The 22,123-nt window shown below is 68.9% G+C and carries 22 protein-coding genes and 2 pseudogenes; 11 read left to right on the top strand and 13 right to left on the bottom strand.

Annotated features, from left to right (window positions below; genetic code table 11):
• Nucleotides 1–65 precede the first annotated feature (65 nt).
• Both ACWCP8_RS28100 and ACWCP8_RS28095 read right to left on the bottom strand, forming a co-directional pair.
• Nucleotides 66–851 (bottom strand): DUF72 domain-containing protein, encoded by a 786-nt coding sequence (locus ACWCP8_RS28100; protein ID WP_451118880.1) that lies wholly within the window; start codon nucleotides 849–851, stop codon nucleotides 66–68.
• A 122-nt stretch (nucleotides 852–973) separates the two neighbouring features.
• Complete coding sequence (locus ACWCP8_RS28095; RefSeq protein ID WP_451118878.1) at nucleotides 974–2,398, bottom strand: ATP-binding protein; 1,425 nt, start codon at nucleotides 2,396–2,398, stop codon at nucleotides 974–976.
• Nucleotides 2,399–2,588: 190 nt separating this feature from the next.
• On the opposite strand from ACWCP8_RS28095, the gene ACWCP8_RS28090 reads away from it, so the two are divergent.
• From ACWCP8_RS28090 to ACWCP8_RS28080, 3 genes and pseudogenes are all read left to right on the top strand, one after another.
• Complete coding sequence (locus ACWCP8_RS28090; RefSeq protein WP_352266677.1) at nucleotides 2,589–3,329, top strand: PP2C family protein-serine/threonine phosphatase; 741 nt, start codon at nucleotides 2,589–2,591, stop codon at nucleotides 3,327–3,329.
• Nucleotides 3,330–3,365: 36 nt separating this feature from the next.
• Nucleotides 3,366–3,578 (top strand): hypothetical protein, encoded by a 213-nt coding sequence (locus ACWCP8_RS28085; RefSeq protein WP_451118876.1) that lies wholly within the window; start codon nucleotides 3,366–3,368, stop codon nucleotides 3,576–3,578.
• Between the two features lie 298 nt (nucleotides 3,579–3,876).
• Nucleotides 3,877–4,071 (top strand): annotated as a pseudogene (locus ACWCP8_RS28080) (IMP dehydrogenase); the annotation flags it as partial.
• 145 nt (nucleotides 4,072–4,216) lie between these two features.
• Here ACWCP8_RS28080 and ACWCP8_RS28075 read toward each other — a convergent pair.
• Nucleotides 4,217–5,086 (bottom strand): SCO2400 family protein, encoded by an 870-nt coding sequence (locus tag ACWCP8_RS28075; RefSeq protein ID WP_451118874.1) that lies wholly within the window; start codon nucleotides 5,084–5,086, stop codon nucleotides 4,217–4,219.
• A 502-nt stretch (nucleotides 5,087–5,588) separates the two neighbouring features.
• On the opposite strand from ACWCP8_RS28075, the gene ACWCP8_RS28070 reads away from it, so the two are divergent.
• Nucleotides 5,589–5,942, top strand: a complete 354-nt coding sequence (locus ACWCP8_RS28070; protein WP_352266680.1) for a hypothetical protein — start codon at nucleotides 5,589–5,591, stop codon at nucleotides 5,940–5,942.
• A gap of 103 nt (nucleotides 5,943–6,045) precedes the next feature.
• Here ACWCP8_RS28070 and ACWCP8_RS28065 read toward each other — a convergent pair whose 3' ends face one another.
• The 3 genes from ACWCP8_RS28065 to ACWCP8_RS28055 all read right to left on the bottom strand — a co-directional run bounded on the left by ACWCP8_RS28065 (nucleotide 6,046) and on the right by ACWCP8_RS28055 (nucleotide 8,582).
• Nucleotides 6,046–6,354, bottom strand: a complete 309-nt coding sequence (locus tag ACWCP8_RS28065) for an SCO5918 family protein (protein WP_352266681.1) — start codon at nucleotides 6,352–6,354, stop codon at nucleotides 6,046–6,048.
• Between the two features lie 166 nt (nucleotides 6,355–6,520).
• Nucleotides 6,521–8,029 carry a DEAD/DEAH box helicase gene (locus ACWCP8_RS28060; protein ID WP_451118871.1) on the bottom strand — a complete coding sequence of 503 codons (1,509 nt, stop codon included), beginning with the start codon at nucleotides 8,027–8,029 and terminating at the stop codon, nucleotides 6,521–6,523.
• A 349-nt stretch (nucleotides 8,030–8,378) separates the two neighbouring features.
• Nucleotides 8,379–8,582 carry a cold-shock protein gene (locus tag ACWCP8_RS28055; protein ID WP_019056860.1) on the bottom strand — a complete coding sequence of 68 codons (204 nt, stop codon included), beginning with the start codon at nucleotides 8,580–8,582 and terminating at the stop codon, nucleotides 8,379–8,381.
• A gap of 421 nt (nucleotides 8,583–9,003) precedes the next feature.
• Here ACWCP8_RS28055 and ACWCP8_RS28050 point away from each other — a divergent pair.
• Nucleotides 9,004–9,674 (top strand): annotated as a pseudogene (locus tag ACWCP8_RS28050) (IS5 family transposase).
• Between the two features lie 14 nt (nucleotides 9,675–9,688).
• On the opposite strand, the gene ACWCP8_RS28045 reads toward ACWCP8_RS28050, so the two are convergent.
• Both ACWCP8_RS28045 and ACWCP8_RS28040 read right to left on the bottom strand, forming a co-directional pair.
• Nucleotides 9,689–10,204, bottom strand: coding sequence for a DinB family protein (locus tag ACWCP8_RS28045; RefSeq protein ID WP_355999468.1), 516 nt, complete (start codon nucleotides 10,202–10,204; stop codon nucleotides 9,689–9,691).
• 338 nt (nucleotides 10,205–10,542) lie between these two features.
• A complete protein-coding gene (locus tag ACWCP8_RS28040) occupies nucleotides 10,543–10,686 on the bottom strand; it encodes a hypothetical protein (RefSeq protein WP_352266684.1) in 144 nt (47 codons plus the stop codon).
• A 29-nt stretch (nucleotides 10,687–10,715) separates the two neighbouring features.
• On the opposite strand from ACWCP8_RS28040, the gene ACWCP8_RS28035 reads away from it, so the two are divergent.
• The 4 genes from ACWCP8_RS28035 to ACWCP8_RS28020 all read left to right on the top strand — a co-directional run bounded on the left by ACWCP8_RS28035 (nucleotide 10,716) and on the right by ACWCP8_RS28020 (nucleotide 13,997).
• Entirely contained in the window at nucleotides 10,716–11,426 is a 711-nt protein-coding gene (locus tag ACWCP8_RS28035; protein WP_451118869.1) for a VanZ family protein, read from the top strand.
• A gap of 68 nt (nucleotides 11,427–11,494) precedes the next feature.
• Complete coding sequence (locus ACWCP8_RS28030) at nucleotides 11,495–12,190, top strand: response regulator transcription factor (protein ID WP_451118867.1); 696 nt, start codon at nucleotides 11,495–11,497, stop codon at nucleotides 12,188–12,190.
• A complete protein-coding gene (locus ACWCP8_RS28025) occupies nucleotides 12,183–13,262 on the top strand; it encodes a sensor histidine kinase (protein ID WP_451118865.1) in 1,080 nt (359 codons plus the stop codon). Before ACWCP8_RS28030 ends, ACWCP8_RS28025 begins: the two co-directional genes overlap by 8 nt.
• Before the next feature lie 531 nt (nucleotides 13,263–13,793).
• Nucleotides 13,794–13,997 carry a hypothetical protein gene (locus ACWCP8_RS28020; RefSeq protein ID WP_451118863.1) on the top strand — a complete coding sequence of 68 codons (204 nt, stop codon included), beginning with the start codon at nucleotides 13,794–13,796 and terminating at the stop codon, nucleotides 13,995–13,997.
• On the opposite strand, the gene ACWCP8_RS28015 is transcribed toward ACWCP8_RS28020, so the two are convergent.
• The 4 genes from ACWCP8_RS28015 to ACWCP8_RS28000 form a co-directional block, all read right to left on the bottom strand.
• Nucleotides 13,978–14,763, bottom strand: a complete 786-nt coding sequence (locus ACWCP8_RS28015; protein ID WP_451118861.1) for an ABC transporter permease — start codon at nucleotides 14,761–14,763, stop codon at nucleotides 13,978–13,980. The two genes, ACWCP8_RS28020 and ACWCP8_RS28015, sit on opposite strands and share 20 nt — an antisense overlap.
• Nucleotides 14,760–15,737, bottom strand: a complete 978-nt coding sequence (locus ACWCP8_RS28010) for an ATP-binding cassette domain-containing protein (protein ID WP_451118859.1) — start codon at nucleotides 15,735–15,737, stop codon at nucleotides 14,760–14,762. Before ACWCP8_RS28010 ends, ACWCP8_RS28015 begins: the two co-directional genes overlap by 4 nt.
• A gap of 12 nt (nucleotides 15,738–15,749) precedes the next feature.
• Nucleotides 15,750–16,418: a DUF4097 family beta strand repeat-containing protein gene (locus tag ACWCP8_RS28005; RefSeq protein WP_352266689.1), complete on the bottom strand. Its 669-nt coding sequence runs from the start codon at nucleotides 16,416–16,418 to the stop codon at nucleotides 15,750–15,752.
• Nucleotides 16,419–17,777: 1,359 nt separating this feature from the next.
• Complete coding sequence (locus tag ACWCP8_RS28000) at nucleotides 17,778–18,554, bottom strand: DUF5707 domain-containing protein (RefSeq protein ID WP_451118857.1); 777 nt, start codon at nucleotides 18,552–18,554, stop codon at nucleotides 17,778–17,780.
• Nucleotides 18,555–19,021: 467 nt separating this feature from the next.
• On the opposite strand from ACWCP8_RS28000, the gene ACWCP8_RS27995 reads away from it, so the two are divergent.
• Both ACWCP8_RS27995 and ACWCP8_RS27990 read left to right on the top strand, forming a co-directional pair.
• The gene (locus ACWCP8_RS27995; protein WP_352266691.1) at nucleotides 19,022–20,314 is read left to right on the top strand and encodes a hypothetical protein; all 1,293 of its coding nucleotides are present in this window, start codon (nucleotides 19,022–19,024) and stop codon (nucleotides 20,312–20,314) included.
• A 469-nt stretch (nucleotides 20,315–20,783) separates the two neighbouring features.
• The gene (locus tag ACWCP8_RS27990; protein WP_451118855.1) at nucleotides 20,784–21,443 is read left to right on the top strand and encodes a DUF4328 domain-containing protein; all 660 of its coding nucleotides are present in this window, start codon (nucleotides 20,784–20,786) and stop codon (nucleotides 21,441–21,443) included.
• Nucleotides 21,444–21,812: 369 nt separating this feature from the next.
• Here ACWCP8_RS27990 and ACWCP8_RS27985 read toward each other — a convergent pair whose 3' ends face one another.
• Nucleotides 21,813–22,025 carry a CPCC family cysteine-rich protein gene (locus ACWCP8_RS27985; RefSeq protein ID WP_352266693.1) on the bottom strand — a complete coding sequence of 71 codons (213 nt, stop codon included), beginning with the start codon at nucleotides 22,023–22,025 and terminating at the stop codon, nucleotides 21,813–21,815.
• Nucleotides 22,026–22,123 lie beyond the last annotated feature (98 nt).

The raw sequence follows: 22,123 nt of genomic DNA, 5'->3' as shown, positions 1-22,123 counted from the left end.
GACGGGTGCACCGGCCTCGCCGTGCCACCGGTGGTGCGGACGCTGCTTCCCGTCTTCCGTTTCCCTCAGGACGTGGACCGTGCCGACGCGGCCGGAGGTGTGCGGCTCACCGTCCGTCCCAACGCGGCTGCCGCCCGCGCGAACTTCGCGGCGTCCACGACGGCCGCACCGCCCAGGTCGTTGTTGAAGTACACATACACATCGTTCTTGTCGGGCCAGGTGTCGACGATGCGACGGGCCCAGGACTTCAACGCCTGGCGACCGTAGCGCGGCAGCGGCTCTGCGATGCCGCCGTGAAACCGTACGTACCCCCACGACGCCGTACGCCACAGTGGCGTCACCGGGCGGGACCCCCGATCTGCCCAGCACAGCGCGCTGCCATGCCGTTCCAGCACCGCCCGGAGCTTCCGCTCCGCCTCCCACCACGAGGTGTGCCGGAGTTCGACGGCCACCCGAACCGTGTCGGGGAAGCAGGTCAGACAGGCGTCCAGAGCCTCGATGTCCTCCCGGAAGTGCGACGGCAGTTGCAGCAGCACGGGTCCCAGGCGATCGCCGAGACCCTGGGCGTGATCCATCAGCCGGTGCACCGGCTCCTCCGGGTCGCGCAGCCGCTTCAGGTGGGTCAGGTAGCGGCTGGCCTTGACCGCCATGACGAACCCCTCCGGGGTCCGCTCCCGCCAGGAGGCGAAGATCTCCGCAGTGGGCAGCCGGTAGAAGGCGTTGTTGTTCTCCACCGTGGCGAATTGCCGGGCGTACTCCTCCAGCCACAGCCGCTGCGGTTGCCCGGGTGGATAGAGAACGCCGCGCCAGTCCTTGTACTGCCACCCTGACGTTCCGACGAGCATGGGCATGGTCCGATGCCTGCCCGTGAGGCCGAAGGACGTAACGCCGGCCGCAACGCCTCACCCGGCGAGAGACCCGGAGGGCTCATGTGGCACAGGCGGTGCGAGAGCCGCATGGCGCACGCCGTCGGTCAGGTGTGTGTGCGCCACGCGGCGAGCAGTTCTCCGGGGCCGTAGACCGCCTGCGGTCCCGGGCAGGCGACTCCGTTGCGTGAAACCGCGACGAGCGGGACAGGGGCATCGGTTACGGCTGCCCGGTGCCTGCGCAGTTCGGCGAGGTCGTGGCTGTCGAACGGCGAGGTCTCCAGCCACTTGATCGAGCCGAGGAACAGCAGCTTTTTGGCGACGGGCTGCCGGTCGGCGCCCACCAGATCGATCTCGACGTCGTTGCTGCGGGTCCAGTAGCCGCCGACGGCCGGCGCGGCGGGCAACTGGTCGTCGGGCAGGGCGCGTGCGAGCGACTCTCGGATCAGCGGCTCGACCGCGCGCCCGCGCCAGGTGGTCCACCGGTCCCTGATCCGGGCGAGCGTGAGGTCCCCGCGCATGCGCTCGATCTCCGCCATGTGGGGTTCGATGAAGGCCAACCAGAACCGCATATAGGGGTCCGCCACCCGGTAGCGGCGTTCCTTGGAGAGCCGCAGGGAGACCGGCAGCTCGGCTGCCACCACACGCTTGTCGATGAGCAGCTCCGCCGCCCGGCTGAGAGTGCTGTGCGCGATGCCTCCGGCGGCCCGCGCGATGTTGCTGAAGGTCCGCTCGCCTGTGCCGATCGCGCGAAGGACTTCCCGGCCCATCGCCTGGGGTGGGAATTCCGCGGCCAGTGAGCGTTCCGCGGAGACCAGGAGGGCAGAGATCGGGTTGTCCAGCGCGGTGCTCAGGAACTCCCACACGGAGGCCCCTGGGCGCCACTCCCGGCAGAGCAGCGGGAGCCCGCCGGTGATCAGCGTGGCGTCGAAGGCGGTGGCGGGGTCCAGGTCGAGCATCTCAGCGATGTCGGCCGGGTTGAGCGGCCCCAGCACCATGTCGCGGCCACGCTGATGGAAGGGACGGTCGTAGCTGCCGAGTGCCTCCATCATCGACAGATCGGAACCGATCAGGAGCAGCAGCACCGGCTTGCGACTGAGCAGGCGGTCCCAGGTTCGCTGCAGCATCCCCTCGAAGGCGTCGACGCGGTCCATGAGGTACGGAACCTCGTCGATGACGACCACGCTCGGAGTGTCCTCGGGCACGATCTCCGCCAGCAGTCTGAAGGCCGCGTTCCACTGGCTCGGCGCTTCTTCGCAGTACAGGCCGCGCTCCGGCAGGGTGGAGGCCGCCACCGCGTCGGCCAGCTCGGCGAGCTCGTCCGCGGCCGACCCGCCGGCCGCGGTGAAGAACAGATGCGGCACCCCGGAACGCTGCAGGAACTCTTCGACCAGGCTGGACTTCCCGACCCGTCGCCGACCGCGCAGAAGCGTGCACTGCCCGGGTCTCCCGGACCCTGCGGCTGCCCGGACCTCGTCGAGTGTCCGTCCCAGGATGCGCAGCTCCCGGGCCCGTCCGATGAAGCGGTGCAAGGCGCACCTCCTGGCCATCCGGCCGGACAGATGGTTTCGCAAAAGATACTATCTCGCCCGCTAGTAAGCCTGGCGCCTGTCTCCCGGCCGTCGAGAACCGGGCAGCGATGAGGGCGTCCGCAGGCCCGCAGCGTCACAATGGAGGTGCGGGACGCGTCTGTCGTCCGCTGCGGAGAAGCGGGACCCTCTGATGCCGTACGTAGCTGTCACTGCATTGAGCCACACCGGGCTGATCCGCGATCACAACGAGGACAGCCTCGTGGTCGGACCGTGGACGCTGTGCGGCACCGTGACCGAGAACCCGCAGACGCTGCTGTTCCCCCTCGGCACACCGCTCGTCGTCGCGGTCGCCGACGGTATCGGCGGGCAGCCGGCCGGCGAGGTGGCCAGTGCGCTGGTAGTCCGCCAACTCGCTGCGATCGGACCTTCGTTGGACAGCGAGGAAGCCGTTCGTGACGCTCTGAAGGCCTGTAATCACGCGGTGTACGCAGCCGCCGACGGCCATCCGGAGCTGTCCGCCATGGGTACCACGGTCGCGGGTGCCGTCGTGCTGGCGGACACGCTGCTCGCCTTCAACGTCGGCGACAGCAGGGTGCTCGACGCGACTCAGGACGGACTTCGCCGGGTGAGCGTCGACGACAGCCCGCCGTTGGCGCCGGGCCGGCGCACCACGTCGCTCATCACGCAGGCGCTCGGTGGCGCCTCCCGGTTCAGCGCCGTCACGCCCCACGTAACGACGTCGCCGCTGTCCGCAGGCGATCGCTACCTGGTCTGCACCGATGGGCTGACCGACCCGGTGACGGAGGACGAACTCGACAGCCTGCTGCGGGTGCACAACGACGGCAGAGCCGCTTTCGAGCTGTGGAAAGCCGCCATCGAGGCGGGCGGACCCGACAACATCACGCTGGCGGTCGTTCGCATCGGCGAGTAGTGGCCGGCGGAAGCGGGCCACCGGAAGGCCCCGGCCGTGAGCTCGTCAGCCCGCACGCCTGCATCACCGTCCACCGGGACCCGGACGGCGATGAACCCGAACGGCAGCGACCGCAATGCGTCGTTCGGCTTGCGAAGCCCGCGCGAGCCGGGACGCCGGATGCGGGCGAACCTGTCGCTCTGGTCGGAGAATTCCTGGGCCATGGTGCTGCTGACCTTGGGCTGGGTGACGCCGACCGTCTCCACGTAGTCGTCCGTGGTGGGGCGGGCCCGGGTTCCGATGCCGACGGTGCGCTCGAACCGGGCCTGGGAGACGGTACGCGCGACGTGGGCGATGTCGGCGGGCGTGAATCCCTCACTGGCGGACGCGAGTGCCGCGTTGTCGGCCTCCGCGCCCGCTCGTGCCGGGTAGCTCTCCCACAGCGGCCCGGGCCCTGTGGTCGACAGGGCCGATGGGGGCAGTACGTAGTCGAAGCGACCGTGCCGCAGGAAGGCCGAGTCCAGCGTGGTCACGTTGTTGGTGGGCGACCCAGCTCGCTGCCGTTCTGTTCCTGAGCAACATCACCCTGACCGGTGGGGTGGCCCCGGCCCGCGCCTACATCGATGAGCTCCTGCCCGACGTACTCGACGGGAAGATCGAGCCGGGCCGGGTCTTCAACCGCACCGTCGGCCTCGACGAGGTGCCCGACGGATACCGGGCCATGGCCGACCGCCAGGCCCTGAAGGTCCTCGTCCAGCCCTGAGCCGATACGCCCCTGGGGTGCCGGGCGGTGTACGGCCGCTCGCAGCCCAGGGGTCGCGGGGGCGCTGTCCGTCAGGGCGCGGACGGGGACGGCCCGCGTTTCCGTCCGCGCACGTGGACGTCCGCGTGCGATGGCGACGAAGCGATCAGCCGATGCACACAGCGATCAGACAGATCTGTGTCGGAGATGCGGGATCACCCGCCGACGTGATCGGCAGCAGGTGCACAGCCGAGGGGCCTGAGGCGGGGTGTTCGGTGGAAGCGGGCGGCGTCGTCTCCGGGGCCCGGGCTGGGGTCTCGGCGTTGTCGGTGTGCGTCCCGGTGGCCGACTCGGGTGTGGTGTGCGGCGTGGTGCTCGAGGTCGCGGGAGAGGAGGCCGTGGCGGCGGCTTTCGGCTGCCGGCTCGGCGTCGTGGTGTGCGGCACGGAGACGGTGGCGCTCCGCTGCCGGCTCGTTGTCGCGGGGCGGTGTGGGCTGGGATGCCGCGGAACCTGGGTGTCCGGTTGCTCCGATGCCGAGTCGGTGGTCGCTGTCCGGGGTGTGTCCGCGGTCACCGGATCCGGCGGTGAGGCTGCGTGTGTGTGGCTGTTGGAAGACCTGGTGGCCGGCAGCGCGGCAACGGTCAGGCCGCCACCGACAAGGGCAACGGCCGTTGCGGCCACGGCCCGGCGCTTGTTCTTCTTCCAACGCGCCAGCTGCCGACGCCGAGCCGCCCGGCCCTGCCCGGTGGAGGCAGTGCCTTCCTGGCCGCTGGACGAACCAGTGGTCGATGCGTCCACCATCGCGTCTCCGGACGCGCCGCTGCCGATCGGGTCCGGCTCGGAGTGATGAGTGCCGGTGCAGGACCCCGGAGCAGGCCACTCCTCCGTGCGCCATGCCTGACTTGCCGTCGCGGTGGAGGCGGCCGTGCCGTGGGAGTGATGGACAGGCGGGGCAATGTCGGGAGCGTATGCGCCGCACCCCGGGCACACGAGCGCCCCATTGAGAATTCGGCGGCACGCGGAGCAGTAGTCCATCTGCGATCTTTCTGTGATGGCTGCGCCGCCAGGGACGCCGGCGACCTGTCTCGAGTTCGCACGCGGGATCGAGCGGGCAGTAACGCTACTGGCACTCGCCGAAGGTGATGCGCAGCCCTTGTGACGCTGCTGCAAAGATCTGCTGGCGGTGGTGCGTCCTCCTCCCGGACATGCCGTCACGAATACCGGGATGAGCGGCTGGGCTTCGCCGGCCTCGGGCCGCCGGACCGGGGCATTTACGTGGAGCGGGTGAAGGGAATCGAACTCGCGCTCCGGCTCGGGATTTTCCTCACCGGCGATCGGTGGGTGGAGGAGGCGTGGGTGCCGCCCTCGCCCTCCCGCTCTGCGCACGCCTGTGTGCACAGAGCGGGGCCGGCTCCGAGCGCTGAGGGGCTCAGCCGGAGCTCTCGTCCGCATGTGCCGCGGCGCGGCGGTATGCGGCGTTCAGCCGATGGCCCCACTGCCGAAGCTGATCGGACGGTCCGGTGAATAGAATCGGCTCATGTCGAAGCCCGACGAATTGCTCGTTGACGTCGCCGCCATGGTGGAGTCCGGGCAAAGCAATCAGATGTCCCTGACCGTGGTCACCGGTGGTGCTGTCATCACAGGTCGACTGGCTCCCGAAGCCGTCTGGCGACAGCGGGTGTCGGAGGTCCTGACGGATTCGGCCCACCTGGGAGAGTTCGCCGGCACGTTCACCGCCTCCACCCGGAAGGACGGGCCGCCCACGCATCTGCACTTCCACGTTGCACGGATCCTGCAGGGGGCTGTGGGGATTCCGGAGACGGGCGGGATGTACCGGGTCGCGATCGAGGAAGTCAGCGCCTGGACCGTGGGCGACTTCAGCTACCACTGAGACCTGCCAGGACGAGAACCGGACGACACGCAAGGAGGCCCGGTCGGCGCGCGCCGACCGGGCCTCCCTGCTGTTCAGGTGTCGGCTCGCGCCTGCCCGTGGGTCAGGCGGACAAGGGCGTGCCGAGCATCGCGGAAGCTTGCTGGAACGGGCTGAGGACGCGCGCGGGTGCAGCCTGGGGGAGGGTGCGGCAGGTGAATCCGAGGTGGGCCATGGCCCGGACGACTTCACCGGCACTGAAATCACGGCGGTCCTGGCGGGTGATGACCTCACCCACTTGCTTGGCGGGGTACTTGCGGCGGCCGATGGTCACGGAGTCGCCGGTGATCGGCTCGGGCTTGACGGCCTTCATCGATTCCAGCACGCCGCTCTTGGTCAGCTCGAACGGGAAGCGGGCGATGACACAGCGCATGATGCCTCACAGGGAGTAGAGGAGAACGGTCCGACCGGGGTGCTGCGGTTCAGCGGGAGACCACCGTGCTGTTCCTGGGGCGGTGCACGCCGGGCGGGGCCGAATCTGAACCGCCGTCAAAAGGTGCCTTGTGCAGGGATGGACCGGCGTCACGATCGCGAAGGTTCTAGGCTGCCGCGTCGAAGGCGGAGTGCCGCTGGGCGGTACGGCGCGTTGCCTGCGAGGGGCGACTGCGCCGGGGGCGTGAGGCGCCGCTGCGCTTGGGGCGCTCGGTCACCGGTGCCGTGATGACGACCGGGATGCCCGAAGGGGCCTGCGCGCCGGTGATCCGGCTCAGTTCGGCCTCGCCGGAGCGGACCTGGGTGGTCTGCGGACGGATCCCGGCGTCCGACATCAGCCGGACCATGGCGCGACGCTGGTTCGGGGTGACCAGGGTGACGACGCTGCCGGACTCGCCGGCGCGGGCCGTGCGGCCGCCGCGGTGCAGGTAGTCCTTGTGGTCGGTCGGAGGGTCGACGTTGACGACCAGGTCGAGGTTGTCGACGTGGATGCCGCGGGCGGCGACATTCGTGGCGACCAGCACGGTGACATGCCCGGTCTTGAACTGCGCCAACGTGCGGGTGCGCTGCGGCTGCGACTTGCCGCCGTGCAGCGCAGCGGCTCGTACACCGCTGTGGAGCAGGTCCTGGGTCAGCCGGTCGACGGCGTGCTTGGTGTCCAGGAACATGATCACGCGGCCGTCGCGGGCGGCTATCTCGGTGGTGGCGGCGTGCTTGTCGGCGCCGTGGACGTGCAGGACGTGGTGCTCCATTGTCGTGACCGCGCCGGCCGAGGGGTCGACCGAATGCACGACGGGGTCGGTCAGGTAGCGGCGGACCAGCAGGTCGACGTTGCGGTCCAGGGTTGCGGAGAACAGCATCCGCTGGCCTTCCGGACGGACCTGGTCGATCAGCGCGGTGACCTGCGGCATGAAGCCCATGTCGGCCATCTGGTCGGCCTCGTCCAGCACGGTGATGCCCACCTGGTTCAGCCGGCAGTCGCCACGGTCGATGAGGTCCTTGAGCCGTCCGGGCGTCGCGACGACGACCTCGGCACCACTGCGCAGCGCACTGGCCTGCTTGCCGAGCGACATCCCGCCGACGACCGTGGCCAGCCGCAGCTTGACGGAGCGGGCGTACGGAGTGAGCGCGTCGGTCACCTGCTGCGCCAGCTCGCGGGTGGGGACGAGGACCAGGGCCAGCGGCTGCCGGGGCTCGGCCCGCTGACCGGCGGTACGGGCCAGCAGCGCCAGGCCGAAGGCCAGCGTCTTGCCGGAACCGGTCCGCCCGCGGCCCAGGACGTCACGGCCCGCGAGGGTGTTCGGCAGGGTCGCACCCTGGATCGGGAACGGTACGGTCACGCCCTCGGCCACGAGCGTGGAGAGCAGTTGTCCGGGCATGTCGAGATCGGCGAACGCCTCGACGGCGGGCAGTGCGGGAGTGATCGTCTTGGGGAGCGCGAACTCACTCCGCCCTGCGGCGGGCCGACGGCCGTAGCCGCCGGGGCGGCTCGTTCCGCCGGAGCGGCTGGGGGCCGACGAGCCGAAGCGGCTGCCCCGGTCGCCGCCGGAGCCATCGGCGTAGCCGCCACCCGTACGGGTGCGGGAGAAGCGGTCGTTCGTGCGTGTGCGGTTCATGCGGAACCTTCCTCGATGCGGCACGTATCAAGGCGTTCCCGCAGCGAATGAGCAGCACGGTGAATCGCGAGAACGGGCCGAAGTGAAAGCGAAAGTTGATCCGAGCGGAAGAAGAAACAGCGTCATTCGCTGGAATTCGTGCAGAGCCTCGGGAGCCAGGGTCGTATTTCCGGAGTGGAATCTCATACGGAATATGCGTCTGGAGCCGGACGGGGCGCCCCGTGAGACGAGGCTGCGATGCTTGCCGCTGGAAGCGCCGTCGGCTGCGGGGGAGGGCTGCACCCTCAAATGGAACGAGCTGGGTCCCGCACCCCAAGGCGCGGGACCCAGCTCGTACTACGCGTCAGCGTCAGGCGGGAACGATGTTCTCGGCCGTCGGGCCCTTCTGGCCCTGCGCGATGTCGAAGGTCACCTTCTGGCCCTCCTGCAGCTCGCGGAAGCCCTGGGCGGCGATGTTCGAGTAGTGGGCGAACACGTCAGCGCCGCCACCGTCCTGCTCGATGAAGCCGAAGCCCTTTTCTGCGTTGAACCACTTCACGGTGCCAGATGCCATGTCAAATCTCCTTCGGGGCAGTGCCCGGAGTCCGCACTGTGCGGACTCCGCGTCGCGCGATGATTGCCCCGCCCGGAAAATGACCGGAAATACAAAAGTGCTCCCAACGGCAGAAAAAGCCGGTGGAGGCACTTGGAGTTTTTGGGAACCACAACTGCAACTGAGATCGACAGTAGCACGGTGGGATCGGCTCTGCGTGGTGAATAATTTCGCTCGGCCTGTTGTGTGAGATACCCTCATTGCGCCTTGTTCTGATTTCTCACTTCGCGACCACACATATTGGCTCGCCGTGAACGAAGTGTTTCTGCGAGGGGGCCGTCCGTCGGGCACGGACTGTTCCTCTTGATGCGCACCACCGGCGGGGCGGTTGCTGAGGCCTGTCCGACGGATCTTGTGACCGTCTCGGGTCGTTGGCATGGGCATGGGGCGGGGAGATTTGACGAGCGCGGAGTGGGTCCGGCTGAAGCCGCACCCACCGAAGTCCGGGAAGCGTGGCGGCCGTTGGGTCAGTCACCGCGGGGTCAGCAACGGCATTCTGCATCGGCTGCGCACCGGGGTGCCGTGGCGGGATCTGCCTGCGCGTTTCGGTCCGTGGAAGACCGTGTACGAGCGGCATCGGCGCTGGTCGGCGGACGGCATGTGGGACAGGATCTTCGCGGTCGTCCTGGCCGACGCCGACGCGGAAGGGCGGATCGACCGGTCGATGGTGAGCGTCGATTCGACCTCCTGCCGAGCCCACCAACACGCCGCCGGGGCCCGCAGGAGACCGCCTCGGGTGCCGGGAAAAGACGCACGCCCCGGCAGCGCCGTCCCGACGAGGGACTCGGACGCTCCCGGGGCGGCCTGACCTGCAAGATCCACCTCGCCGTCCCCGAGCCGAAGAACCAGCGGGCCAACTGCCAACGCCGGGGCAGCAAGGGGCGGCCGACCCGCCGGCTTCGACAAGACGATCTACAAGCGGAGGAACGAAGTTGAGCGGACGATCAACGCCCTCAAGAACTTCCGGGCCGTGGCCACGAGGTTCGACGAACGCGCCTACGTGTTCCACGGCCCGTCACCCTCGCCTCGATCAGACTCTGGCTCCGCCCATGAATGCCAGGCAGAAGCTAGACGCCGGTCTGTCCGTCGACGAGTTCACGCACGACATCGAGGTGACCGTTGTGGCGGGAAATCTCTTCGATGAGGTGGAGGACCACCCAGCGCAGGTCCACGTGGCGGCCGTCGCCGATAGGACGCTCGGCCGTTGAGTTCAGGTCGCGGTCGGCCACCAGGCGGCGATAGCGGGCGCTCTGTTCCTCGTACTCGGCGAGAAGCTGGGGCAACGGGATGTCGACCGCTGTCCGCATCTCGGGGTCGGGGTCGTCGTCGGTCGCCTCCGTGAGCGGCCCCTCGGGCTCCTCACCGAGAAACATCACCTGGACCCAGTGATACTCGACCCATCGCAGGTGGCTGATCAGCCCGCACATCGTCATCAACGGTGAATTCGGGAGCGGTGCCTTGCGGGCGTCTTCCTCGGACACGCCCTCACACTTGGCTCGCGCCGTGTCACGGGCGTAATCCAGGAAGGTGGCCAGCTGCGTACGTTCGTCCCACGTGGGGGGTGTATCGGTTCGTTGTGTCATCGCGGGTGAGGCTTCCACAGCTCGGAGGCCTTGTCGCGTGATTTGAAGCCGCGGTGAAGGCGATCCGGCTGCCGTCGGGGGAGAAGACCGGGTTCTGGATGCTGGAGAGGGGCGTCGGCCACTGCGGTTCGGTGGCGGCGCCTGTCGCCACGTCCGTGATGCGCAGACCGTGCCCGGTGGACTGGACGACGCGCTGCCCGCCGGAGGACCAGTCGGCGCGGGCGTCGACCCTGCCTGGTGGTCGGTTGTGAGAGCGCGGACCTCACGGGTGGCCAGGTCCAGGATGTAGACGTCGGAGCCGGACTCCCAGCCGTCCGGCGTCCCGTACGAGGTGGCCTTCAGGAAGGCGAGTCGTCCAGCATCTGCAGTAGCTGGGCCGGCGCGATCACCGGCGGCGGGACCATCTCACTGCCGGCTTGCGCCAGTTCCTTGATGCCGGGGATTCCGTGTATCGCGGGCGTATCGAAAATCGCATACGCCACCGCAACGGCCCTCCGTCTCCAATGGGGGCATGAACCACAACGCATCCCTGTCAGCACGGCCCCGCCGCACGCGCAGGATCGTGCTCCTCGGCCTGGCGATCCTCGGCATGGCGAGCGCCGCGTTCGTCGTGCGGGGGCCGCTCATGATGTCCGCTCCGATGTGCATGGCCGGGCGGTGGCACGGCTGCTTCGACACGTTCAACGGCGTGGTGCTCATGACGTTGGTCGCGCTGCCGTTGGCCGCGCTGGTGGTGTGGGCTCTGGCGCGTGGTCGGCGTGCCGGCGGCGTCACATCGGCGTGGCGGATGTCGCTGGCCGAGGTGGGCATGGTTCACGGGACGGTGCCGTTCCTGTGGCTGACGATGATGCCGGGCGGCGGGGCCGGCATCGTCCCCGCCCGGGTGAGCCTGGTACCGCTGCGGGACCTGGTCACGATGGGTCCGCTCGGGATCGTCGGCAACCTGCTGGTCTTCGCGGCGCTGGGGTTCTTCGCCCCGATGCGGTTCGCGGCACTGGCGTCCGTGCCGCGGATCCTGGCACTCGGGGCGGGCTGCTCCGTCCTGGTCGAAACCGCACAGTACGTCCTGCGGCTGGACCGGGTGTCCTCCGTGGACGACGTACTGGTCAACGCCGCCGGAGCCGTGCTGGCCGCGCTGGCGTCGCGCCGCTGGTGGCGCACCACGGCGAAAGCGCCGTCGGACCAGCCTCGCCCCGCGCCGGCATCGGCACCGGCAGGCTGAGTCGCGTGTCCGGTGTGCACACGTCTTTGCATACGTCGGCGATATGTTGTGCTGCTTAGGCTTCGGACATGCGCGTACTGATCGTGGAGGACGAGCCCTACCTGGCCGAAGCCGTCCGTGACGGTCTGCGGCTGGAGGCGATCGCCGCCGACATCGCCGGCGACGGCGACTCCGCCCTGGAACTGCTCAGCGTCAACTCCTACGACCTCGCGGTCCTCGACCGCGACATCCCCGGCCCCTCCGGCGACGAGGTCGCCCGGCGCATCGTCGCCTCCGGCAGCGGCATCCCGATCCTCATGCTCACCGCTGCCGACCGGATCGACGACAAGGCTTCCGGGTTCGAGCTCGGCGCCGACGACTACCTCACCAAACCGTTCGAGCTGCGGGAGCTCGTCCTGCGGCTGAGGGCGCTCGACCGCAGACGCGCGTACGCCCGGCCCCCGGTCCGCGAGATCGCGGGCCTGCGGCTCGACCCCTTCCGCCGGGAGGTCTTCCGCGACGGACGCTACGTCGCGCTCACCCGCAAACAGTTCGCCGTGTTGGAAGTCCTCGTCGCAGCCGAGGGCGGGGTCGTCAGCGCCGAAGAGCTGCTGGAACGGGCCTGGGACGAGAACGTCGACCCCCTCACCAACGCCGTGCGCATCACCGTCTCCGCACTGCGTAAACGGCTCGGCGAACCGTGGATCATCGCCACGGCGCCCGGTGTCGGCTACCGCATCGTCGCCGGCCCCGACACCACCCGCCCCGGCAGTACGCATGCATAGACGCCCAGGGCTCAGCGTCCGACTGAAACTCACCCTCAGCTATGCCGGGTTCCTCGCCGTCGCCGGCGCTCTCCTGCTGGCCGTGGTGTGGGTGTTCCTGCTGCGTTACGTACCCGACACCCCCAAGGGCCTTCTCGGGATCGCGCCCAACCGCTACCTCCTGGTGCGCACCTTCGCCCCCGCCGCGGCCGTGGCGATGGCCTTCCTGCTCGTGTTCGGCCTTCTGGGGGGATGGCTCCTCGCCGGCCGGATGCTCGCGCCACTCACACAGATCACGGATGCGGCACGGGTGGCCGGGAACGGGTCGCTGTCCCACCGGATCCGCATGAAGGGCCGACAGGACGAATTCCGTGAACTCTCCGACGCGTTCGACTCGATGCTCGAAGAACTCGAGTCCCACGTCGCCGAGCAGCAGAGGTTCGCAGCGAACGCCTCCCACGAACTGCGCACCCCGCTGGCGATCTCGCGGACGCTCCTCGACGTCGCCCGCAAGGACCCCACGAGGGACCGGGGCGAACTCATCGAACGCCTGCACGCTGTCAATACGCGGGCGATCGACCTCACCGAGGCCCTCCTGCTGCTCAGCCGCGGCGACCGCGGAAACTTCACCCGCGAGAGCGTCGACCTCTCCCTCATCGCCGAAGAAGCCGCCGAAACGCTGCTTCCCCTCGCCGAACAGCGCCGGATCACGCTCGACGTCACCGGCGGGGCGGCCCGGACCAGCGGCTCCGCGGAGCTCCTGCTGCGGATGGTGACGAACCTCGTCCAGAACGCCATCGTCCACAACCTTCCCGCCGGCGGCACCGTGACGGTCCACACCGAGGCGCACGGCGACACGAGCGTGCTGCGGGTCGAGAACACGGGCCGTCGGCTCCCACCGGAACTGGTACCGACCCTCACCGAACCCTTCCAGCGCGGAACGGAACGCGTACGCACCGACGAGCACGCCGGCGTCGGCCTCGGCCTGGCCATCGTGCACAGCATCGTCCGCGCCCACGACGGGACCCTCGACCTCGTCCCCCGCCCCGCCGGCGGTCTCCTCGTCACGGTCCGGCTTCCCGGCACGCCGTAGGCATCGTCCCCGAGCGGGGCCCACCAGATCGCTGACTGGAAGTTCGGTGCAGGCCAGGGTGACCCGTGGCAGCGATTGGTCAGCGGAGCTTCGAGAGGCTTTTGGGTTCGTTCCGCAGTTACGGAACAGCCTGAACGATCTCGTGCATGGTTGGCGGTCGGGCATCGCGTCGAGCACGCCCTGTCCCGACTGCGGCTGAAACACCCACAGCGACCTCAGCCGGCCTTGGTCGGCCGCCTCGCGACCACCATCATCGCCGTGCCGATAAGCCCCCCTGCCACTCCCAGGCCGCCGACGGCCGGTGTCCGAGATCATGCCCACGGTGTTCCGCTTCGCATCCTTCGGCTGGATCGGCGTGGAAATCTTCTTCGTGATCAGCCGCCTGCACGAGGCCATGGACGCCCGGCTGCTGGTCGCCCTCGTCATCGCCGGCCCGCTCCCGAGCCGGCCCTTGGCCGCGTGCCCCCGGCATGCCTGCGACACCTGCACGGGCTCGCCGTGGCGGGCCCTGCCGGCGGCGACCATTGCGCGGTGCGGTTGCTCGCGCCGGCCGAACGGCTGGGGGTGCTGCGGGAGTTTCAGCCGACGATGTCTGCGGCGCGGGCCCGGCGGGCGGCGGAGGATGTGGGCGGGGCGGCGTACGCCGACGCGGTGTCGGGGTACGCCGCCCTGGGGCGGGACGAGTTGCGGGAGGCGGCCCGCGCTGTCATGGCGGTTACTTCGGGTCGCGGTTGAACGCTGCTGTCGACCAGCGGTAGCCGAGCACGGCCAGGCCGACGCACCAGGCGGTCGCGATCCATCCGTTGTTGCCGATCTCGGTGCCCAGCAGCAGGCCGCGCAGGGTTTCGATGGCCGGGGTGAACGGCTGGTATTCGGCGATCGGCTGGAACCAGCCCGGCATGGTGTCGGCCGGGATGAAGGCGCTGGAGATGAGCGGGAGGAGGATCAGTGGCTGTGCGCTGTTGGCGGCCGCTTCGGCGTTCGGGCTGGCCATGCCCATGCCGACCGCGATCCAGGTGAGTGCCAGGGAGAACAGTGCGAGCAGGCCGAGGGCTGCCAGCCACTCCAGGGGTGTGGCGCCCGTGGAGCGGAAGCCGATGGCGACGGCGACGGCGCCGACGAGGACCACGCCGGCGATGCATTGCAGGACGCTGCCGACGACGTGTCCGATGAGCACGGACCCGCGGTGGATCGCGAGCGTGCGGAAGCGGGCGATGATGCCCTCGTTCATGTCGGTGGAGACGGAGACCGCGGTCCCGATGACGGTGCCGCCGATGGTCATCATCAGGATGCCCGGGACGATGTAGGCGATGTAGTCGGAGCGGTCGGTGCCGCCGATGCCCGCGCTCATCACGTCTCCGAAGATGTAGACGAAGAGCAGGAGCAGCATGACCGGGGTGAGCAGCAGGTTCAGGGTGAGGGACGGGTAGCGGCGCGCGTGCAGGAGGTTGCGGCGCAGCATCGTGTTCGAGTCGCGGACGGCGAGGGAGAGGGTGCTCATCGGACGGTCTCCTTGGACTGGTCGGGCTGGTTGGGCTGGTTGGGGACGCTGGAGCTGGTCAGGGCGAAGAACACGTCGTCGAGGTCGGGGGTGTGCACGGTCAGTTCGTCCGCCTCGATGCCGGCGGAGTCCAGCCAGTCGAGGAGGGAGCGCAGCTCGCGCTGGCTGCCGCCGCTGGGGATGGTCAGGGACAGTGCCTCGTCGTTCCGGGTGACTTCGCGCAGGGCGACGGCGGCGGACTGGTAGGCGGTCGGGTCGGTGAAGCGGAGCCGGATGTGGCCGCCGGGGATGAGCCGCTTGAGCTCGTCGGTGGTGCCCTGGGCGGCGATCTTGCCGTTGTTCAGAACCGCGATGCGGTCGGCGAGTTCGTCGGCCTCCTCCAGGTACTGGGTGGTGAGGAAGACGGTGACGCCGCCCGTGACGAGCTCGCGGATGATCTGCCACATGTTGTGGCGGCTGCGGGGGTCGAGGCCGGTGGTGGGTTCGTCGAGGAAGATGATCCGCGGGTTTCCGACCAGGGTCATGGCGAGGTCGAGGCGGCGCTTCATGCCGCCGGAGTAGGTGGAGGCGGGCTTCTTCGCTGCCTCCACCAGGTCGAAGCGCTCCAGGAGTTCGGCTGCGACCCGCCGCCCCTCGCTGCGGGAGAGGTGGTGCAGGTCGGCCATGAGGAGCATGTTCTCCTCGCCGGTGATCAGGCCGTCGACGGCGGAGAACTGGCCGGTGACGCCGATCGCGGCGCGCACGGCCTGCGGGTCGGTGGCGAGGTCGTGGCCGTCGATGCGGATCTCGCCGGAGGCGGGGTCGGGGGTGATGAGGGTGGAGAGGATCTTGACGGCGGTGGTCTTGCCGGCACCGTTCGGGCCGAGCAGGGAGAAGACGGTGCCGGCCGGCACCGCCAGGTCGACGCCGTCGAGGACGACCTTGTCGCCGTAGGACTTGCGCAGCCTGTTTGCCGTGATGGCTGGGTTGGTCATGATCGGTACTCCTCAGAGGCTGCGGGCGACGATGTCGCCGTAGGCGGTGGTCGCGTGGATGTTCAGGCCGGCGGCGCCGTCGGTGTTCTTGAGCGCGTTGTGGATCCGGCCGTAGGTGGTGCCGGCGTCCAGGGAGGCGGAGACCCCGCGGGCGGCGCCGACCGACACCTCACCGGCCTCGGTGTGCAGCACGACCGTGCCGCGTACGGCCTCGGCGATCCGGATGTCGCCCTTCTTGGTGCTGATCTCCGCGGGGCCGCCCAGGCGGCCGACCGAGACGTCACCGGCGAGGAGGGTGAGGCGGGCGCTCGCGGTCTCGTCGAGCTTGACCGAGCCCTGCGCGCCCTCGAAGGCGACGTCGCCGAGCTGTCCGACGCCGCGGAACTCGGCGCCGGCCGCCTTCGCCTCGATACGGGAGCCGACGGGCAGCTGGATGGTCACCTCGACGGATCCGGAGCTGCCGAGGATCCGGTTCTTCGCCGGTGAGGCCTCGACCCGCAGGACGCCGTCGCCGTATTCGACCGTGATCTGCTCCGCCGCCTTCACGTCGCGGCCGTTCGAGGCGTCCGCGGGCAGGATCTCGACCGCGGTGTCGGCCCGGTCGGCGGCGATGAACCGGATGCGTCCCGCGGGGATGTCGAGGATGGCGGAGATCGGGGCGGGGGTGTCGAACTTCTGCATCGTGCTCTCCTTCGGGTCGGTGTTTCCGATGAAGGAAAAGCTACGTTGCGTTCATAAATCCTTCAATAGAGTCGTTGCGCATAATCACAATCAACGCAGGTAGAGGCCAGGAAATCGTTGCAACGGTCCAAAAGCTAACGCAACGGCAGCCGTCCGCTCGTTGCAATGGAGTGAAGTGAACGCTACGCTGGAGGCGTCAAGTACCTGGTACTTGGTCCCAGTCGGACGGTGGCTGCTTGACCCTGCAGCCCGACGCTTGCCCTCTGGCCGGGCACGCTGCCGTGCAGCCGAAACGGTGGGGCTACGGCACGTTGGTGAGCGCCGTCGGAATGTCCGGTTTCAAGTTTCCCGGCCCCTTCAACGACGCTCCGCTTGCCCACCGGCCCCTGGCGATCACAGGCTTCGTGCTGTGGCTTGCCGGAATGGGTCGCGCAGATGGTTGTGCAGCGCCCCGGCCGTACCCGGTGAGCGAGAGCCGCGATGAATCGCTCGCGGTCGAGCAGGACCGTGGCGAAGCTTGCCGAGGGGGCCGTTGTCTGTCGGCGGAGATCTGGTTGGATGCCGAAGCGGCGCACGATCAGCGTTCCGGCACGGATATGGCACGGGACGCTTGGACAGGTCCGGACAAGCAGGAAGGGCCCGGGTCCATGCCCTGGGCCTTCGTCGTGGAGCGGGTGACGAGAGTCGAACTCGTGCTCCGAGCTCGGGAGTCACCGGCGCCTACGCGGCCGCAGGCTGCTACGGCTGCACCTGCTGCCCGCGTTCGGCCCCCGGATCAGGCACGGCCCGCGCCTTCCGCCAGGGCATCAGCTCCGCCGAGTCACACACTCTCGGGCGGGTAGGAAGCTCACCAAGTCAGCGTTCATGAGGGCCTGATCGACGACCGCCCCGACATCCGGCACCCGTCTCAGGAGCGAGGTGGGGCGAGTCGGGGCCTGACCGGCGGGATGCCGACTTCGGCGGCTGCCGGCTGTGACCTCCGCCGGCAGCCGCAGTTCCCCATGAGTCGCCGCCCGATCCGGCGCGGTTGTGGCACGGGTGTCGGCGTTCGTATGAATACCCAGCCGGGGACACGGATACGTCCCCAGCGTGCTGGACTCCGGAGAGTTGGGCCATCCGCTGTCCAGCCTTGGATACGCGGGTGGCCCCAGCGCCTCGCCGGCCCAGGTCCGTTGGGGAGCGCACGGCTCAGCGTGGGATCAGTGAGCCCTCTCCCGTGTCCGTCAGGCGCGCCTGGTTGCCGCCCGGCGCGCAGTTGCGGCCGTTGGGATAGGTGGGCTGCGGGCTGATATCGGTCTGTCGGTCGAGCACGGTGGCGCCTCGCTGGTTCTTGAATACCGGCGTGACATGTATCGAGTGCTATTGCACGTCGACGTAGTCGCCGGTCGCCGAAACGGCAGGGGTGGTCGAGGTGCCGGCGAAGTTCCAGCGCCAGTAGCCGTCCACTGAAGCGGTGGTCGTGGTCTTGAGGTCACCCGTGCTGGAGGTGTTCACCGTCTTGATGGTGGTGTAGGTGCTGGTGCCCGCTTTGCGGAACTGGAGCTTGACCGGCTGCGCGGTGTAGCCCGCGTAGACGTCGGTATCCCAGTTCGCCCGGGTGAGCTTGCCGGTGACCGTGAGGGTCTTGCCCTTGGCTATCGGTTCCGGACCGGCGTTGACGGTCAGCTTGGAAAACCGCTGGAGGCGGGTGGTCGTGTAGGCGTCCCGCTGGGTCCGGCTGTCGTCGTTGGCCCATACGTCGACTCCAACCTTCCAGGTCCCGGCGTCGGCGTTGGTGAGCCACCAGTCCGGTTCGAAGGTGAAGGTCTTCGAGCAGGTGGAGGTGGTCGCGCTGGAGGCCACGCAGTCCGCGGGGGTGGTGTCCTCATTCGGCGTGATGTAGTCGTCGGGGTTGTTGGGATCCGTTCCGCGCCACAGATGGAAGTCCGCGTCCCAGATGCCCGACGGATCGGTGGCGGTCACCGAAACCGTGACCGTCTTGTCGGCGAGGCCGACAGCGATGCTTTTACCGCCGTTGACGGAGACGTTGGTGATCTGGATGTCGCCGACGGTCTCGTCCGCGTACGCGGCTGGGCCGATGAATCCGCCCAGCGCGGAGGCGGCGGCGAGCACAGCGAAGATTGCGCGCTTGCGCATTGATCTCCCCACAGTGAAGAGGGCGCGCCCGCTGGATACATGACACGGCCGGCGCGATGAGGGGCCAACTGTAAGCAGTCGAACGTCTCTTCACAACGGCTGATTGATCATTCCGAATCCGTCGGAGGCACGGCGGAGGGGCCGGGGCTGGTCAGTCATGAGGGTGCTGCCCGTTGATCGCGATCCTGCACGTCGCGGGAGGGGCCACAGTCGACGATCAGCCGACCCCGGGCCGTCGCAACGGCCCGATCCCGTTCATCCAGGGCACGGACGCCAGACCGGTTCCGCCACCGCACGCTGTCTACGGCGAGAACTGGAATGACTGCCCCCGTACCGCCCTGTGACGTTTGAGACTGCAGCTGCGCTTGATGTACCGGGCTGCCTGTGTGACGGCTGTGCCCAAACCACGGCAGTCAATGACCAGGAGGATGCGGATGGCTCCGCGTGCAGCAAGGCACCGGCGTTCAGTGAAACGTCGTGTTGTCGCCGGGGTTTCTGTCGCCGCGGCGGCCGGGATCGCGGTCACCGCGACGGTGACCATGAATGCCGAGGCCGCGTGGACGTCGGCGTCGAATGTGTCGGCCTCCGGCTGGATGGCCGACGACTCCCCCAGGGTCTCGGTCGACCGGCAGGGTGACGCTCTGCTGGCCTGGACGGCGGGCGACCTGTCGACGACGTACTCCTACCGCCGGGTCCAGACCAGGGTGAAATTCGCGAACGGCACGACGGGAGCGATCCGCACCCTGTCGCCGGACGGCGCCTCGGTGGCCTGGCCGGAGGCCGACTCCGACGACACCGGCGACTCGGCGGTGGTCTGGGAACAGGACAGCCAGGTCGTGGGTCGACGGATCGCGGCCTCGGGCAGCCTCGTCGGACCGGTCCAGAAGCTCTCCACGTCCGGTCCCGCGACCGGCCCGGTGGTCGCCGTGACACCGGGCGGCACCGCGATGGCGGCGTGGACGGAGATCCGCGACGGAAGCTGGTACGCGGTTGCCCGCCGCCTCAAGCTCGACGGAACGCTCGGCGCGCCCATCACCCTCGGCTCGGGCTCGGCCGAGAAGCCGGCCATCGGCGTCGACCGCAACGGCCAGTTCGTCATCGCCTGGGTGCGCGGCTCGGAGGTCGTGGCCAAGCGAATCACGTCGACGTCCGTTTCCTCGGCGAAGGTGCTCACCTCGTCGATCGCGTCGTACGGCGGTTTCGGCATGGTGCGTGTCGGCGTCGACCGGGACGGCGACGCGGTCGTCAGCTACCACTCCGGCGGCGGCGATCGTTCGCAGGTCTGGGCCTCGCGCTGGAGCCGCACCGGCACGCTGGCGTCCCCCCTGCGCATCTCGGCCTCCACCGACAACGTGGGCTTCCACCACGCCCTCGCGACCGACCTCGACGGCGACTCGGTGATCGTGTGGACCCGCTACAACAGCAGCAAGCTCGAGTTGGTCGGCCGTCGGCTGTCCGCGGGCGGCACCCGCGGCAGCGTCACCACCCTCGGTCTCGGCGACCGGCCCGACCTCGCTCTCGACGACGACGGCGACGGCATGCTGGTTTTCCACACGGTCGTCCCCACGTCAACGATCCCGTACAGCTACACCAAGAGCAGCGCCCGCCTGGTCAGCCGTTCCGGCATCTTCGGCACCACGAAGACGCTCACGTCGGACGGCCGGGTACCCCAGGTCGACGCCCGCCCGAGCTCCCGGTTCACGGTGATCTGGCAGCAGGCCACCCACCCGGGCACGATCAAGTCCGTCACCGGCCCCTGACCGGCGTCGGGGCGGCACCCGGGAGCACACGTCGTGCAGGACACGCAGCACGAAGCCATGAGCCACATCGATCGGCTGCTCGGGAGGCACCCCGGTCGTCAGAGACCGCCCCCGTGGATGGCAAAGGTCACCTACGAACACTCGTAGGTGACCTTTCCGCAGTTGCACCGGCGCGGCGAACTGCGAGGGTTACGCGGCGAGTTGGGTGGAGGCCGGGCATCACCGCCTATGACGGGCGTGATTGCTCCAGCGCTGACCAGCGCGGTCAGCGAACGCTTCATGGCCGTGGATCGTATTCGCCCAGGTGAGGCCACTCACCACCGCCTGATGTGCCACGGAGCCCAGTGCCGCCGGGTTCACGAGCCGGGGCTGTGGCATCAGCTTCCCTGAGGGATAAGATCCGCTGCCGACCTGCGGGAAGTCCGAACGGGCGGCTTCCAGGGGGTGTGAAGTGGCTGGAGCAGTCAGGGTGCCACGCGGGCAGGCCCGGCTTGCCTGCGGCGCGCTTGCCACGTTCGCGCTGGTGACTGCCGCGGCCGGGCTGGCAGCGTGGCACAAGTACCAACTGCTGGCGGGACCGCTGGCGCCAGGGCCGTACGTCGACAACCCATTGGTCGGGGTCGACACGTATTTCAGAAACCTGATGGGCTGGCGGACGGGGCTGCTGCTCGTGGTCTTGCTCCAGTTCAGCATCTGGCTCGCCAACATGCGCGACCTCGCTGATGTGATCTGGCGCCAGGGACAGCGTCGGCACCGGGCGTGGCTGGTCTTCGGCTGGGTGATACCGCTGGGGCAGCTCTTCATACCCAAGATGTTCATCAACGACCTGTGGGCTGCCAGCCGGCCGGAACCGGAGCGTCGTCGCGGACATCCCCTGCTCACGGCATGGTGGCTGTTCGTCCTCGTCGCGGCGAATGCATACAGCGATGCCCCCGAGGAACTGAAGAAGGCGGCCACCACGAGCCAGGCTCGCCAGGCCCTGCGTCAGATCATGTTCAGCGATGGTCTGGACATCTGTGCCGCTGCGCTATCGATCATCGTCGTCTGGCAGCTCATTCGCAGGTTGGAGCGCGCCGCACTGACTGCGACAGCGCCTGCTGTCCGCCCGGCAGGCCAAGCGGGATCCTGAGGATCCCTGGGTATTTGCATGTCCACGCGGTCGGTGGAGTCTCCATGGGCGACGTCAAGCGCCTCCGGGTGCGAACGATGGCCGAAGAAGTGACACGCCTGGTTCCCGACCTGCGGTCACGTCATCGATCAACGCTGTGACCTGCTGCTGAGCTGTCGGCAGTTGTCAGCGTTGGTCATCGTTGAGCGCCCTCCCACGGCCCCGAGACGGCCCCGGGAGGGCGCTCCGTGGTGCGACGACATCCGCTTCAGAAGTTCGATCCATGGGCGGTGTGGGCTGCTCGCGTACCAGCTCACCGGGCGGTGCGGAACCCTGTTCAGGTCGCCGGGATCCGTCGCCGTCCGGCGACGTTGATGTCAACTGGTGATGTCAGACTGCTGGGTGTTCGTCCGGCCGAGGGTCGCGTACGAACGCGGTACACCGCTCGTCACGGACTCCCATGACGTGGAAGTTCCGGCGGGCCTCCGTGAGGCTGAGCCGGCCGTTCGGACCGCCTCGAACCCGGGGTGGCTTCGCCACCGCGGCTGCAACATCCGAGGGTGTTGAAGCCGTCTGTAACAGGACACCCCGGACAGCTCTCATTTTGACTGTCCGGGCGGTTGTCGCAGGTCAGCGTCCCAACCGGACAGTCGGACAGCTGGGACACCTCGCTTGTCCCTGGTCGAAGCCCATGAGTGGCT

Source organism: Streptomyces sp. NPDC002206 (genome assembly GCF_053593595.1).
This window is presented reverse-complemented; position numbering and strand designations above follow the sequence as displayed.